Here is a 15,183-nt window from a genome sequence, read left to right on the forward strand (position 1 = left end):
CCGAGGCCCACGCCACCCTGCGCCGGTGGACGGTTCGGGCAGCGAGGGAATTCGCCGGACGGCCCGCTATGTGCGGGCGGTCCGGCGACCGGACCGACGAGGAACCCGGACGAAGTACCGCCTGCCCCGTCAGCGGCTGCTCAGCACATGCGAGGCCGGGGCCTCGGCGGGTGCGTGTCGCTGCGGCGCCGGTGCGACGGGCCGCGGCTTCGCCGCCGACGCGGGGCCCCGGGCCGGCTGCGGGACGTCAGCCGGAGGGCCGCCCAGGGCATCCAGGGCCTTCTGGGCCGCCGGGCCTTCCAGCGGCGAGAAGTGCGGGTTGATGAGCAGGGCCTCCGCCAGATTGCGGCGTGCCGGACCGTAGTCCTTCAACGCCTGCTGGATCGCGCCCAGATGGGACATGTACGGGGCGCTCTGCCCATCCGTGGCGACCGCCCGCGTCGCGTACTGCAGCGCGGCGGACGAGTCCCCGGAGCGATGCAGCGCCCAGCCCAGCGCGTCCGCCACCGCCGCGCTGCGGTGCGACCGGTCCCATTCCGCCTTCAGCAGCTTCACCGCCGCGGCCGGGTCCCCGTGATCCGTCTCGAAACGGCCGCGCAGAGTCGCGTTGTCCACGCCCTCGCCGGCGTCACGCGTGAGAGCCGTGCCGAGCTGTGCGTACTGGCTCCGCGCATCTTCGTCCCGGCCCAGCGACTCGTACAACTCGCCCAGCTCCAACATGTATTCGGGCCGGGGGAGGCCGGCCAGCGCCGCCTTGTAGTCGCGCTCGGCCTCGTCCGTACGGCCGAGCGCCACCATCGCCCTGGCCCGGCCCGCGAGCGACGGATGGGCACGGTCGGTCCGCAGCGCCGCGCTGTACTGCGCCACCGCCTTGTCGGGCTCGCCACGCTCCCAGGCCAGTTCGCCCAGCAGATACAGGCATTCCGCCTTCTGTGCCGGTGTGGTGGCCCGGTCCGCCGCGGCCTGCGCGTCGGCCCGCGCGTCCTCGCGCCGGCCGAGGTCCCGGTACCTCTGCGCCGTCCGGAGGAGCGCCGGGGCGCCGGAGTGCAGCGCCGTGAACTTCTCCACCGCCGTGTTCGCGGACCTGTAGTCACCGAGGCCGTTGTACGCGTCGATCAGGGCCGGATACACGTTCCACTGTTTCGGCTGCCGTGCCCGTACCGTCTCGCCCCACTTCTTCGCCGTGACGAAGTCGTGCCGGGCATTGGCGAGCGTCGCGAGCCCCACCCAGGCCGCCGTGTTCCCGTTCTCACCCGGCTGGATGTCCAGCGAACGCTTCAGCGCCTGTTCGGCCCGGCCGTAGTACGCCGCGTCCGCGGAACGCTGCCCCCACTCCACAAAGGCCGTACCGAGCAACGCCCACGACGGCGCGTCGGACGGATGCGTGCCCACCCACTGCTGCCGGTCCCCGATCAGCGCCGTCAGATCGGAGAGCGAGGCGGGGGAGCCCATGTCCCGGGCCTTCAGGGCCCGCGAAACCGGACCGGGCGCGGGCGGCGGCGCGGACTTCTTCTCGTCGTCCGGCACGGCCACCACCGCACCCGTCACCAGTACCGCAGCCGCCACCGCACCCATGGCCGCCCTGCGCAGCGTCGTACGCAGCGAAAGGGGCGGCAGCTCGGCCGGGTCCGGGTCCGGAGGGGCGGGGCCGGTTTCGGGGGGCTCAAGGGGAGGCTCGGTCGAATCGGGGGACTCCGGAGGCTGCTGCGGCATGACATCCATGCCGATCACTCTGCGTCAGTACGAAGAGCACACCGCGTCTTGCGGAGGCTGCGGCAGACGGGTTCACACCAATGGGCCCGAGTGCCACGCTTGGATCATGAACGGTCTTCTCGAACAACTGCGTGCGGGTCTGCCCGCCGAGGCCCTGATCACCGATCCGGACGTCACCGCCTCCTACGCCCACGACATGGCGAGCTTCTGCGATGCGGGCACGCCGGCCGTCGTCGTGCTCCCGCGCACGGTCGAGCAGGTCCAGCACGTGATGCGCACAGCCACGGCCCTGCGTGTCCCGGTCGTCCCGCAGGGAGCCCGTACCGGTCTGTCGGGCGCGGCCAACGCCTCCGACGACTGCATCGTGCTGTCCCTGGTGAAGATGGACCGGATCCTGGAGATCAGCCCCGTCGACCGGATCGCCGTCGTCGAACCGGGCGTCATCAACGCGGTGCTGTCCCGGGCGGTCAACGAGCACGGTCTCTACTACCCGCCGGACCCCTCCAGCTGGGAGATGTGCACCATCGGCGGCAACATCGGCACCGCGTCCGGCGGTCTGTGCTGCGTGAAGTACGGGGTCACCGCCGAATACGTACTCGGCCTGGAGGTCGTCCTCGCCGACGGGCGGCTGCTCACCACCGGCCGCCGTACCGCGAAGGGCGTCGCCGGATACGACCTCACACGGCTCTTCGTCGGCTCGGAGGGCAGCCTCGGCATCGTCGTCAAGGCCGTGCTCGCGCTGAAGCCCCAGCCGCCGCAGCAGCTGGTTCTGGCTGCCGAGTTCCCGAGCGCGGCCACCGCCTGCGAGGCGATCTGCCGGATCATGGAGCGCGGTCACACCCCGTCACTCCTCGAACTGATGGACCGTACAACAGTGCATGCCGTCAACCGGATGGCCAACATGGGCCTCCCCGACACCACCGAGGCGCTGCTGCTCGCCGCCTTCGACACCCCGGACCCGTCGGCCGACCTGGCCGCCGTCGCCGAGCTGTGCACCGCGGCGGGCGCCACCGAGGTGGTCCCCGCGGAGGACGCCGCCGAGTCGGAAATGCTGCTCCAGGCCCGGCGGATGTCGCTCACCGCACTGGAGACGGTCAAGTCGGCCACGATGATCGACGACGTCTGCGTACCGCGCTCGAAGCTCGGCGCGATGCTCGAAGGCACCGCCGCCGTCGCCGAGAAGTACGACCTCACCATCGGCGTCTGCGCGCACGCGGGCGATGGCAACACCCACCCCGTCGTCTGCTTCGACCACACCGACGCCGACGAGTCCCGGCGGGCCCGGGAATCCTTCGACGAGATCATGGCGCTCGGCCTGGAACTCGGCGGCACGATCACTGGTGAACACGGCGTCGGTGTCCTGAAGAAGGAATGGCTCGCGCGCGAGCTCGGCGAGGTGAGCGTCGAACTGCACCGGGGCATCAAGCAGGCGTTCGACCCGCTCGGGCTGCTCAACCCGGGCAAGGTGTTCTGACGGCCGGCCAGGACCGCACCCGCTCACGCGTCGCCGTCCTGCCACTCGTCCGACGCCCACGGGTCGCTCAGCCACAGGTCGTCGGCCGGCAGCGGCGCGAGCAGCTCGGCGAGAGCCTCGTCGATGCCGAGCCGCTCGGTCTCCGTACCCGGCGGAACCAGTCGCAGAGTCCGCTCCACCCAGGCGGCCACCACGACGGACGGCACCTCCAGAAGGGCGTCGCCGTCGGGCGAGGTCAGGGCCACGAAGATGACGTTGCGCCGGTCGACCTTGGTGGGCCAGATCCGTACGTCCCCCTGGCCGCACGGCCGGAACACGCCCTCGACCAGCAGATCGCGGGCGAACGTCCAGTGGACGGGGAAGTCGGAGCCGATGTGAAAGGCGACGTGCACGGCGTACGGGTCCTCCGTGCGGTACGTCAGCCGGGCAGGGACGGGGATGCTGCGCTCGGGCGACAGAACCAGCTTGAGCTCCAGCTCGCGTTCCACGACGGTGTGCATGAGTGCGTCCTTTCGGTGCCTGTGGGCCGGTCCCGCGACCGGTCCGCACAGGGAGAGAGCGCCTTCCCCGCCCTCTATTACGCGACTTCCGGAAAAATTTCCGCGTGACCGGAAAGTGGCCCAAACCCCTGGACTGGCCCAGGGGTGCGCGGGCGTCTGGTAGATGTGGACCCGTTGTATTGAGGCCTCGAAGAGATACGGGACCACGGTGATGAGCGCCCCAACCCCGGCACCCGGTGACGAAAGCCCCCGCGAGGGGTACTACCCCGACCCGTCCATTCCCGGATATGTCCGGTACTGGAACGGTGCTTCGTGGGTGCCCGGCACGAGCCGGCCCGCCCCTCAACAGGGCGAGCCGATGCCCGAGACGTCGTCCGGAGCGGCGGCCGAACCGCAGCCGCAGCCGCAGCCATCGGCCCCGGCGCCCGCGCCGGTGGACGAGACCGGTCCGGTCTTCCTCGACGAGGAGCCGTACGCGGACAACCGCCCCGAACCGGCCACCGCTTGGCAGGCCGACGCCTCCCGGCAGACCGGCTTCGGCGGCGAACGCGACCGGCGGGTCTCCTGGGGCGGCGCCGGGCAACCCGGCGGACAGGGCGAGCAGAGCCGGCCGCCGTCGGGGCCGGAGTCCGGGGCGGGGTCCGGCTCGGGACCGGAGTCCGGCCGGGATCCGCGTACGTCTGCGGACCGGACCCCGGCCGACCGTGTCCCTGCGGTCCGGGAACCCGTCGATCGGGCCCCTGCGGTCCGGGAACCGGTTGATCGGGCCCCTGCGGTCCGGGAACCGGTTGATCGGGCCCCTGCGGTCCGGGGACCTGTTGATCGGGCCCCTGCGGTCCGGGAACCCGTCGACCGTGCTCCCGTGGACCCGCGCCGGCCGGCCTCCCCGGATCGGACGGGCGGTGCGCTGCCGGGCATGCGTGACGGCAGGAGCCAGGCCCCCGAGAACACGGTCGCGATCCGTGCCGTGGGCCGGGGCGGCCGTCCGTCGGCTCCCCGGATGATGGAACAGGAGCCTGCGGACGGGACGATGGCGATCCGTGCGATCGCCCCCGGGACCGACGCGCAGCCCCCCGCACAGGCCCAGGCGCAGCCCCCCGCACAGCCCCCCGCCCCGGCCCAGAGCCAGCCCTCCGCCCCGGTAACCCCGGTACAGGCCCCCGCCCCGGCTCCCGCCGAGCTCAACAGTCCTCTCACCCCGGGCCCCGGCGGCGGTGTCGCCTCCTGGGCGCAGCAGGTCCACCAACTCGCCCAGCCCGACCAGGCAGCCCGCCCGCAGTCCCAGCAACACCAGCCCCACCTCCCGCTCCAGGGGCAGCAGTCTCCCTCGCAGCCCGGTGCGCACGGTGGACAGCCGGACCAGCCCGTCGTGCCCTGGAAGCCCCCGGTCAACGACCCCTTCCAGCAGCTCGCGCAGGCCCAGGCATCGGCCAGGCCCGCCGGACTCGGCAGGAGGTTCGCCGCTCGGCTCGTCGACACGGTGGTGCTGGCGGCGCTCGTCGGCGCGATCGGCTTCCCGCTCGTCTCGCGGGCGATGGACCACATCGACGAGAAGATCAGCGCGGCGAAGCTGTCCGGTGAGACGGTCACCGTCTGGCTGGTGGACTCCACCACGGCCGGTCTGTTCGGTGGGGTGCTCGGCGCGTTCCTCGTGCTCGGCGTCCTGCTGGAGGCGCTGCCGACCGCCAAGTGGGGCCGTACGCTCGGCAAGAAGCTCTGCGGTCTCGAAGTGCGGGGCATCGAGTCCCACGAGGTCCCGTCCTTCGGCGCCGCGCTGCGCCGCTGGCTGGTCTACGGCGTGCTGGGCATCCTGGTGGTCGGGGTGGTCAATGTGCTCTGGTGTCTGTTCGACCGGCCGTGGCGCCAGTGCTGGCACGACAAGGCGGCGCACACCTTCGTAGCGGGCTGATTCCGCGCGAGGGCCCGCGGAGGCCACTCCTCCGGCTGACGGCTCATCGGGGGAGTGGCCTTCGGGGGACGTGCCGTTCCCCCGAACGCACCTGAGCCGTTGCGGGCGCCCGTGGGCCGGGGTGCACTGCCCCCATGAGCAACGATCAGCCGACGTCCGGTCAGCCGCCCGAGGACGACCCGTTCCTCAAGAAGCCGCAGGAACCGCAGGGGCCGGAGCCGCAGGGGCCGCAGGGGCCACAGGGGCCGCCGTCGGGTTCGCCCTACGACAGCGCTCCGCCTCCTCCTCCGCCGCCGTACGATTCCGGTCCCTACGGCGGCGGTGGTCCGTACGGGGGCGTGGATCCGCTGGCCGGTATGCCGCCGCTCGGCGAGCCCGGCAAGCGGATTCTGGCCCGGCTGATCGACTTCCTGATCATCTCGATCCCGCTGTATCTGATCTCGTTGCCGTGGGGCGGCGCGGTCGAGATGCGCGACAACACCAGCAGCAACAGCAACTTCAGCGATGTCTTCAGCCAGACGTACAGCGCGCACCAGCTGCTCTGGTCGCTGATCGGTCTGGTGGTCTACGTCGGGTACGACACGTACTTCACACACAAGGACGGCCGGACCATCGGCAAGCGGCTGCTGAAGCTGCGGGTCGCGATGCTCAACGACGGCCGGGTACCGGACACCAGTGCGTCGTTCCTGCGGGCCGTGGTGCTGTGGCTGCCGGCGCTGCTGTGCTGCCCGTGCCTGTGGTGGCTGATCAACATCGTGCTCATGTTCACGGACAAGCCCTACCGGCAGGGCCTCCACGACAAGGCGGCGAAGACGGTGGTCGTCCAGACCGACTAGGGGTGCCGGACGCTCCTGGGTCCCTCCTGCGCCATACGGCCTCGGTCTCCGTACAGACTCGAAAGCCATGTCTGTACGGAGACCGAGGCCGTATGCGTCAGCGCCGCAGGGAGTGCTCGCCCAGCAGCTCGTCGACACGCGCTGTGGCGCGCTGCTCGGCCGTGCGGGCTGCCGGGATCGAGGCCTGGACTCCGTCGCGGGCGAGGCCTTCGGCCTCGACGGCGGCCGAGACCGCGTCCTGGTTCGTACGAACTGCGGCACCGGCCTTCGCCGACTTCGCTGTTTTCGCCCGGGACGGGTGGGGTACGGTCACGGCCACCAGCAGGCCGAGCGCAAGCGCCGCGGTCCCGATGACGGCGATGCCGAGGCCCGAACCCGTACGGGAGAGCAGCAGCATGGCGAGGGTCGAGAAGACGACGGTGACCGAACCGTAGGAAAGCTGTGCGGCAGTGATACGCGGCATGTCGGTATCCGTCCTCGGGGCATCGGATGGGCAGTCTCTCAACACGGTCGCACTGTCGAGCGACTCTACGACGGTGGATGCCCGTGAGGAACCGGTAGTAAGCGTCACCTAACCCGCGGTACCGGTGCACGGGGGGCGCACGGAGTCATTCCGCTCCCCAACCGCGTTCCTTGACGCGCTGGTTGCCTGCAGGGTGAACGTCCGGATAACGGAAATGTGCTCCTGCATAGTGCACTTGGCCTGTTCAAGTCAAGGTCTGTCTTTTCTCGCGTAACTCCGGTCGAATGTCGTCACTTGTGACGCGTATCCGCGCGCGGCCCCTTCACACCACCCCAGGCCGCAGCCGCGGACGCCGGGGAGGACTGCATCAAGTGACCACTAACAGACGGGCGCTTCGCGCCGCAGCGGTTGTCGTGGCCATGGCCGCCACTGCCGCCACGGCGTCGGCTTTCGCCACTGCCCAGGCGGATGAACACACATCGGGGGCGAAGGCGTCGGTAGTCGACCGCCGCGACCCGGGGTCGGCCAAGGGCAACGAGCACGACCTGCAGGGCCCCTTCAGCAAGCAGCAGGACGCCCAGCGTCAGGCCGCTCTGGAACAGGTCATATCGGGCGACAAGAAGATAACGAAGCGGGGCGGCTCCCAGGTCGTCAAGCTCGACGACAAGAAGTACGTCGAGCTCGGCCGCGAGAAGACCGACAAGATCTTCACGGTCCTGGTGGAGTTCGGCGACAAGGTCGACAACACGACCATGTTCGACCCGGACGGCGACGGCCCGAAGCCGGCCGTCCCGAAGTACGGCGGCACGCCCGGACCGGCGCACAACAAGATAGCCAAGCCGGACCCCAAGAAGGACAACAGCACCGCCTGGCAGGCCGACTACAACCAGGCACACTTCCAGGACCTCTACTTCGGTACGGGCGCCGGCAAGAACTCCCTGAAGACGTACTACGAGAAGACGTCCTCCGGACGCTACTCGGTCGACGGCGAGGTCTCCGACTGGGTCAAGGTGCCGTACAACGAGGCCCGTTACGGGTCCAACTACTGCGGCTCGACCAACTGCGCCAACGCCTGGGACATGATCAAGGACGGCGTGAACGCCTGGGCCGCCGACCAGAAGGCCAAGGGCCGTACTCCCGAGCAGATCAAGACGGACCTCGCGAAGTACGACCAGTGGGACCGCTACGACTACGACAACGACGGCAACTTCAACGAGCCCGACGGCTACATCGACCACTTCCAGATCGTCCACGCCGGTGAGGACGAGTCCGCGGGCGGCGGCGCCGAGGGCAAGAACGCCATCTGGGCGCACCGCTGGTACGCGTACGGCACCAACGCCGGTGCGACCGGCCCGGCCGACAACAAGGCCGGCGGCACCGAGATCGGTGACACCGGCATCTGGGTCGGCGACTACACCGCGCAGCCCGAGAACGGCGGCCTGGGCGTCTTCGCCCACGAGTACGGCCACGACCTGGGCCTGCCCGACCTGTACGACACCACCAACACCGCCGAGAACTCGGTCGGTTTCTGGTCCCTGATGTCGGCCGGCTCCTGGCTCGGTACCGGCAAGAACCAGATCGGTGACCTGCCCGGCGACATGACCGCCTGGGACAAGCTCCAGCTGGGCTGGCTGAACTACGCCGAGGCCAAGGCCGCGACGAACTCGACCCACAAGCTGGGCGTGTCCGAGTACAACACCAAGGACAAGCAGGCGCTCCTCGTCACGCTGCCCGACAAGCCCGTCACCACCGCTGTCACGAAGCCCGCCGAGGGCTCCAAGCAGTGGTGGAGCGACATGGGTGACAACCTCAACAACACCCTGTCCCGTTCGGTCGACCTGACCGGCAAGTCCAAGGCGTCCCTCGACCTTTCGGGCTGGTGGGACATCGAGAAGGACTACGACTACCTCTACACCGAGGTGTCGGAGAACGGTGGCACCAGCTGGACCGCGATCGACGGCACGGCCGACGGCAAGGCGATCCCGCGCGACGCCAGTGACAAGCCGGCCCTGACCGACGTCTCCGGCACGTACCAGAAGCTCTCGTACCCGCTGGACGCCTACGCGGGCAAGAAGATCGACATCCGCTTCCGTTACGCCACCGACGGCGGCGCGGGCGGCGTCGGCTTCGCGGCCGACACCATCTCGGTCAACGCCGACGGTGCCGCGCTCTTCACGGACAACGCCGAGGGCGACGACAACGGCTGGACCGCCAAGGGCTTCTCCCGCGTCGGCGAGTCGTTCACCAAGGACTACCCGCAGTTCTACATCGCGGAGAACCGCCAGTACGTCAGCTACGACCAGACGCTCAAGGTCGGCCCGTACAACTTCGGCTTCTCCAAGTCCCGTCCGGACTGGGTCGAGCACTACCCGTACCAGAACGGTCTGCTCATCTGGCTCTGGGACACCTCCCAGAAGGACAACAACGTCTCGACCCACCCGGGCAAGGGCCTGATCCTGCCGATCGACGCGCACGCCAAGCCGCTGAAGTGGGCGGACGGCACGGTCATCCGCAACAAGATCCAGCCCTTCGACGCGCCCTTCAGCCGGTACGCGACCGACGGCTTCACCCTGCACAACGCCGATGTGCCGGTGCAGATCAAGCCGCAGCTCGGCATCCCGGTCTTCGACGACCACAAGGGAACCTACTGGTACAGCGAGAACAAGACCGGAAGTGTTCAGGTCACTGACACGAACACCCGGATCACGGTCGTCAGCGAGCCGCGCGACGGCTCGACGATGATCGTCAAGGTGGGATCCTCGCACAAGTAATCCCGCATCACCGCAGGTCAGAGCTTGATCGGCCGTCGCCCCCTAGCGGGCGGCGGCCGATCGTGTTTAGGTGCGTCTTGTTCAGATCCTTATTGACACGACGTCTCACGGGGGAGCGCGGAGCATGGCAGGCGGAGGGTTCAGCAAGTTGCCGAACGGCAGTGTGGTGGTGGCGATCACCCTGACCGGTCCGACGGACGGAACGGGTCCGGGCACCCCGGTCCGGGTCCTGGTGCACGCCGCCAACCGGGCCCGCGCGCTGACCCGGCTGCGCAATCTGGGGCTGCGCGCCGTCTACCTCCGCGGTAACGCCGAGCCGCCCACACCGGACGAGATCACCGCCGTGCTGCACCACCCGGACGGGATGCTCTGGCGAGCGAGACCGGAGCGGGCCCAGGAGCTCTGGCATCCGATCCGAGCGCTGCTCCGCCCACGCACGGCCTGAGGCGCGGGGCCGGGGCCGGTCACGGGCGTGAGTGGGTGAGAGCGGTGAGGAATCGCGGCGGCTCTCGCCCGACTACGCCACGACGGGCTTGCCGGAAAGCTTCACGCCCGCCCTGCGGAGCTCCTCCAGCGCCCGCTCCGTGGTCTCCTCGGCGACCCCTGCGGTCAGATCGAGCAGCACGTGCGTCGTGAGGCCTGCCCGGACCGCATCCAGCGCCGTTGCCCGCACGCAGTGGTCGGTCGCGATGCCGACCACGTCGACCTCGGTGACCCCGCGGTCCCGCAGCCAGTCGGCCAGCCCCACACCGTTCTCGTCGAGGCCCTCGAAGCCGCTGTACGCCGCGGCATAGGCACCCTTGTCGAACACCGCGTCGATCGCCCCCGAGGCGACCGCAGGGGCGAAATTGGGGTGGAAGCCCACCCCTTCCGTACCGGCGACACAGTGCGCCGGCCAGGTGTGCTCGTAGTCCGGCTGCTCGGAGAAGTGGTTGCCCGGGTCGACATGGTGGTCACGGGTGGCCACCACATGGCGGTATCCGGGCTGGGCCTCGCCGATCAGGTCGGTGATGGCGGCGGCGACATCGGAGCCCCCCGCCACGGCGAGGCTGCCGCCCTCGCAGAAGTCGTTCTGGACGTCCACGACGATCAAGGCGCGGTGCATGGCGGGTGTCCTTCGGTGGGGGACGGTCGGCGGTCATGAGGGGCGTATTCGAGCCTAGAGACTCCGGAGCGGCTTAGGGAGGGGACGTCATCAAGCCCGCCGAGGGGCCCCTCCCGCGCGCTTCGGGCCATGGGGGAGATCGAGGGCGGAGCGGTGACCGGGCGCCCCGGTCTTCGCCCCGCCGCCCCCGTCATATGTACTCCGTGGGAATCACCGGCTCCCCGCGGGACAACTGCATCGCCGACATCGGCAGCACCGACCGCGCCGCCATGTGCCGCTCGCGCGCCGCGTCCAACGGCTCACGGGCGATCACCTCACCACCCCTGACCAGCTCGGCCAGCAGCTGCCGGTCGGCCAGCTCGGCCGGTACGGGGCCGGTGCCGACCACCTCGGCCTCGGCCACCCCGTTCTCGTCCAGTCGGCGCGCGGCCCACTTGCGACCGCCCGTGGACGTCTTCGCGCCGAGCGACTTCTTGGCGACCGGACGCACCGGCTCCGCGGGGTCGGCGGACACGGCGCGGGCGACCAGCTTGTAGACCATCGAGCAGGTGGGCTGCCCGCTGCCGGTCACCAGCTGCGTGCCCACCCCGTAGGCGTCGACCGGCGCCGCGGCCAGCGACGCGATCGCGTACTCGTCCAGATCCGACGTCACCACGATCTTCGTCCCGGTGGCGCCCAGCTCGTCCAGCTGCTGCCGCACCCGGTGCGCGACCAGCAGCAGGTCCCCGGAGTCGATCCTCACCGCACCCAGCCCGGTACCCGCGACCTCGACCGCCGTACGGACCGCCTCGGCGACGTCGTACGTGTCGACCAGCAGCGTCGTGCCCCGGCCCAGCGAGTCGACCTGGGCCCGGAACGCGTCCCGCTCGGTGTCGTGCAGCAGCGTGAAGGCGTGGGCGCTCGTCCCGACGGTCGGGATGTTGTAGCGGAAGCCCGCGGCCAGGTCGGATGTGGTGTCGAAGCCGCCGATGTACGCGGCACGCGCCGACGCCACCGCCGACAGTTCATGGGTGCGTCGCGCACCCATCTCGATCAGCCCGCGCCCGCCTGCCGCGGCGGACATCCGCGACGCCGCCGCGGCGATCGCCGAGTCGTGGTTGAGGATCGAAAGGATCACCGTTTCCAGCAGCACGCACTCGGCGAAGGAGCCCTCGACCCGCAGGATCGGCGAGCCGGGAAAGTACACCTCGCCCTCGGGGTAGCCCCAGATGTCACCGCTGAAGCGGTAGTCGGCCAGCCATGCGAGCGTGGGCCCGTCGACGACGTTCTGTTCGCGCAGGAAGGTGAGCATCTCGTCGTCGAAGTGGAAGTTCTCCACCGCGTCCAGTACCCGTCCGATGCCCGCGACGACGCCGTAGCGCCGTCCCTCCGGCAGGCGGCGGGTGAACGCCTCGAAGACCGAGCGCCGGTCGGCCGTGCCGGCCTTCAGGGCGGCCTGCACCATCGTGAGCTCGTACTGGTCGGTGAAGAGCGCGGTCGACGGCACACCGACCCGTCGCCCAAGGTCCGCAGAGTTCATGTTCCGGATGCTACCTCTATGTCGTCAGAGTGACGAGATCTCGGGTCGTTTGTGCGATGACCCCTCCCGGGTGGCAGCATGGGGTGGGTGAGTGTCGCCCCCACTGAGATCGAGCGTCCCGAATCGGCCGAGGAGAGTCTTGTCGTCCCCGAGCCCGACGTCCCCTGGGTGACGCTGGTCCACAACGACCCGGTCAACCTCATGAGCTATGTGACCTATGTCTTCCAGGCCTACTTCGGCTACTCCAAGGACAAGGCCCACAAGCTGATGCTGGACGTCCACCACAAGGGCCGCGCCGTCGTCTCCAGCGGCAGTCGCGAGGAGATGGAACGCGACGTCCAGGCCATGCACGGCTACGGGCTGTGGGCCACCCTCACGCAGGACCGCAACTAGACCGATCCTCCTCTGCCCCGCCCGACCCACCATCGGAGAAAACCCATGGCCGGCCACTTCGAGGCCACCCCCGGCGGCGGCGCGGCCGTCGCGCTCGACGAGGTGGAGATCGCAATCCTGCGCTCCCTCGCCGTCCAGCTGCTGGAACTGATCGGCCCCGGCGACGAGCCCGCCGAGGGCGCGGACCCGCTCGCCGCCCTCTTCGCCGAGGGGCCCAGCGAACCGCCCACCGACCCCGCCCTGGCCCGCCTCTTCCCCGAGGCGTACGGCGACGAGGACAGCGAACTGCGCGCCGCTTCCGCCGAGTTCCGCCGCTTCACCGAGAACGATCTGCGCAGCCGCAAGCGCGACGATGCCCTCACTGTCGTGCGCACCCTGGATGCCCTCTCCATCACCGAGGACGGCGACGCCGTACTGGAGCTCACCGGCGACGAATGCCGCAATTGGCTCGGCGCGCTCAATGATCTCCGGCTGACCATCGGTACCCGCCTCGAGGTCTCCGACGACGACGAGGGTGAGGCCGGCTCGCTCTACCGGCTCCCCGACAGCGACCCGCGCAAGCCGATGGTCATGGCCTATCTCTGGCTCGGCGCGCTCCAGGAAACCCTCGTGGAAACCCTGATGCCGTAGTTCCCGCATGCGGAGTTCCCGATCACTCGTTTGCGGACTTTCCGAGCACTCTTTTGCGGACTTCCCGTCCGGTCATGCATGGTGTTCGCTCAAAGGACGCTCAAATTCGAATAACGATCCCGTCACCTGAACGGTCTCTTTTGCGGCGACTGGAAACACTTGTCCGCTTTTTCCTGTGGTGTGCCCCACATAATGTCCGATGATCCGCCCATGTGACCGTGATAAATCTTCACGACCACTCGAGGACACCACCCATGCTCCCGAGGGCGCTACAGGCCGGCGACCGCCGGCGGCACTCCATCCATATCCGGGGGGATCAGGACCTGATCCGCAGCCTCAACGGCGCGGATCAGCGTGGAGAAAGGCGCAGCACATGACATCGGCGCAGGTCGACAAGGGACAAGACGGCCGCAAGGTCGCAGCGGTCGCGGATGCCGGCACGGCGGGCGAGGGGTACCAGCGAGCCCTCGGTGCCCGTCAGATCCAGATGATCGCCATCGGCGGCGCCATCGGCACCGGCCTCTTCCTCGGTGCGGGAAAGGCGATCGCCAAGGCCGGGCCCAGCCTCATCCTGGCCTATGCCATCGCGGGCCTGGTGATCTTCTTCATCATGCGGGCCCTGGGTGAACTCCTCATGTACCGCCCCGTGTCGGGCTCATTCTCCGAGTACGCCCGCGAATTCATCGGCCCCTTCGCCGGCTTTGTCACCGGCTGGACCTACTGGCTGTTCTGGGTCGTCACCGGAATCACCGAAGTCACCGCGGCCGCCCAGTACATGACGTTCTGGTTCGACATTCCTCAATGGGTGTCGGCACTGATCTTCACGATCATCCTGTACGGCGTGAACCTGATCTCCGTAAAGCTCTTCGGGGAACTCGAATTCTGGTTCTCGATGGTCAAGGTGACCGCCATCGTCGGCATGATCCTCATCTGCGCCGGAATTCTCACCCTCGGCTTCTCCGACGCCGGGGACAGCGCGTCCGTCACCCACCTCTGGGCCGACGGCGGCTTCTTCCCGCACGGCATCAAGGGCACCTTGCTGACCCTGCAGATCGTGATGTTCGCCTTCCTCGCCGTGGAACTCGTCGGCGTCACCGCGGGCGAGTCGAAGGACCCGAAGACCGTCCTGCCCAAGGCCATCAACACCGTGCCGTGGCGCATCGCCGTCTTCTACGTCGGCGCCCTCATCATGATCCTTTCCGTGGTCCCGTGGACCGAGTTCCAGCCCGGCATCTCGCCGTTCGTCGCCGCCTTCCAGAAGATGGGCCTCGGCATCGGCGCCGGCATCGTCAACTTCGTCGTGCTGACCGCGGCCCTCTCCTCCTGCAACTCCGGCATGTACTCCACCGGCCGCATGCTCCGCGACCTCGCCCTCAACGGCCAGGGCCCGAAGTTCTTCACCAGGCTGACGAAGACCGGCACCCCGCTCATCGGCACCACCTTCTCCGCCGCCCTGATGCTCGTCGGCGTCTGGATCAACTACCAGTGGCCCGGCGACGCCTTCACCTACGTCGTCTCCTTCGCCACCATCTCCGGCATGTGGGCCTGGATCATGATCCTCATCTGTCAGATCCGCTACCGCGGCCTCGCGGACCGCGGCGTGCTCCCGCAGTCCACGTTCCGGGCCCCCGGCGCCCCGTTCACCAGCGTCTTCGCGCTGGCCTTCATCGCCATGGTCATCGTGATGATGGGCATCGACAAGGACGCCAGGATCTCGCTGTACTGCGCCCCGCTCTGGGCGGCCGTCCTCGGCGTCTCGTACCTGGTGCTCAAGGCCCGTAACCCCGAGAACAAGGCCTTCGCGAAGAGCTGAGGCCACTCCGTACGAACCCCGAACCATCCCCGGACAGTCGCGGCCCCAACGGGCGCG

13 protein-coding genes are annotated in these 15,183 nt (G+C 69.3%); 8 read left to right on the forward strand and 5 right to left on the reverse strand.

Annotated elements, in window-relative coordinates:
• Positions 1–129: 129 nt before the first annotated feature.
• Positions 130–1,722 (reverse strand): tetratricopeptide repeat protein, encoded by a 1,593-nt coding sequence (locus GA0115254_RS40670; protein ID WP_093900424.1) that lies wholly within the window; start codon positions 1,720–1,722, stop codon positions 130–132.
• A gap of 97 nt (positions 1,723–1,819) precedes the next feature.
• Here GA0115254_RS40670 and GA0115254_RS40675 point away from each other — a divergent pair, with 97 nt between their 5' ends.
• Complete coding sequence (locus tag GA0115254_RS40675; RefSeq protein ID WP_093900283.1) at positions 1,820–3,187, forward strand: FAD-binding oxidoreductase; 1,368 nt, start codon at positions 1,820–1,822, stop codon at positions 3,185–3,187.
• 23 nt (positions 3,188–3,210) lie between these two features.
• Here GA0115254_RS40675 and GA0115254_RS40680 read toward each other — a convergent pair whose 3' ends face one another.
• A complete protein-coding gene (locus GA0115254_RS40680) occupies positions 3,211–3,687 on the reverse strand; it encodes an SsgA family sporulation/cell division regulator (protein WP_093900284.1) in 477 nt (158 codons plus the stop codon).
• A 211-nt stretch (positions 3,688–3,898) separates the two neighbouring features.
• Between GA0115254_RS40680 and GA0115254_RS40685 the strand changes: the two genes are divergently transcribed.
• Both GA0115254_RS40685 and GA0115254_RS40690 read left to right on the forward strand, forming a co-directional pair.
• Positions 3,899–5,596: an RDD family protein gene (locus GA0115254_RS40685; protein ID WP_093900285.1), complete on the forward strand. Its 1,698-nt coding sequence runs from the start codon at positions 3,899–3,901 to the stop codon at positions 5,594–5,596.
• A 134-nt stretch (positions 5,597–5,730) separates the two neighbouring features.
• The gene (locus GA0115254_RS40690; protein ID WP_093900286.1) at positions 5,731–6,432 is read left to right on the forward strand and encodes an RDD family protein; all 702 of its coding nucleotides are present in this window, start codon (positions 5,731–5,733) and stop codon (positions 6,430–6,432) included.
• A gap of 97 nt (positions 6,433–6,529) precedes the next feature.
• On the opposite strand, the gene GA0115254_RS40695 is transcribed toward GA0115254_RS40690, so the two are convergent.
• Positions 6,530–6,895 (reverse strand): hypothetical protein, encoded by a 366-nt coding sequence (locus GA0115254_RS40695; protein WP_093900287.1) that lies wholly within the window; start codon positions 6,893–6,895, stop codon positions 6,530–6,532.
• 371 nt (positions 6,896–7,266) lie between these two features.
• Between GA0115254_RS40695 and GA0115254_RS40700 the strand changes: the two genes are divergently transcribed.
• Together GA0115254_RS40700 and GA0115254_RS40705 are read left to right on the forward strand one after the other, a co-directional pair.
• A complete protein-coding gene (locus tag GA0115254_RS40700; RefSeq protein ID WP_176740499.1) occupies positions 7,267–9,666 on the forward strand; it encodes an immune inhibitor A domain-containing protein in 2,400 nt (799 codons plus the stop codon).
• Between the two features lie 124 nt (positions 9,667–9,790).
• Positions 9,791–10,111, forward strand: a complete 321-nt coding sequence (locus GA0115254_RS40705) for a hypothetical protein (RefSeq protein ID WP_176740500.1) — start codon at positions 9,791–9,793, stop codon at positions 10,109–10,111.
• Between the two features lie 72 nt (positions 10,112–10,183).
• Here the strand turns inward: GA0115254_RS40705 and GA0115254_RS40710 are convergent, their stop codons facing one another.
• Positions 10,184–10,771 (reverse strand): nicotinamidase, encoded by a 588-nt coding sequence (locus GA0115254_RS40710; protein ID WP_093900289.1) that lies wholly within the window; start codon positions 10,769–10,771, stop codon positions 10,184–10,186.
• A 190-nt stretch (positions 10,772–10,961) separates the two neighbouring features.
• Positions 10,962–12,290 (reverse strand): nicotinate phosphoribosyltransferase, encoded by a 1,329-nt coding sequence (locus GA0115254_RS40715; protein ID WP_093900290.1) that lies wholly within the window; start codon positions 12,288–12,290, stop codon positions 10,962–10,964.
• A 78-nt stretch (positions 12,291–12,368) separates the two neighbouring features.
• Between GA0115254_RS40715 and clpS the strand changes: the two genes are divergently transcribed.
• The 3 genes from clpS to GA0115254_RS40730 all read left to right on the forward strand — a co-directional run bounded on the left by clpS (position 12,369) and on the right by GA0115254_RS40730 (position 15,126).
• Positions 12,369–12,683: an ATP-dependent Clp protease adapter ClpS gene (gene clpS / locus GA0115254_RS40720; protein WP_093900291.1), complete on the forward strand. Its 315-nt coding sequence runs from the start codon at positions 12,369–12,371 to the stop codon at positions 12,681–12,683.
• A 45-nt stretch (positions 12,684–12,728) separates the two neighbouring features.
• Complete coding sequence (locus GA0115254_RS40725; RefSeq protein ID WP_093900292.1) at positions 12,729–13,313, forward strand: DUF2017 domain-containing protein; 585 nt, start codon at positions 12,729–12,731, stop codon at positions 13,311–13,313.
• A gap of 373 nt (positions 13,314–13,686) precedes the next feature.
• A complete protein-coding gene (locus tag GA0115254_RS40730; RefSeq protein WP_093900293.1) occupies positions 13,687–15,126 on the forward strand; it encodes an amino acid permease in 1,440 nt (479 codons plus the stop codon).
• The last annotated feature ends 57 nt before the right edge of the window (positions 15,127–15,183 follow it).

Source organism: Streptomyces sp. Ncost-T10-10d (genome assembly GCF_900091955.1).
Taxonomy (GTDB): Bacteria; Actinomycetota; Actinomycetes; order Streptomycetales; family Streptomycetaceae; genus Streptomyces.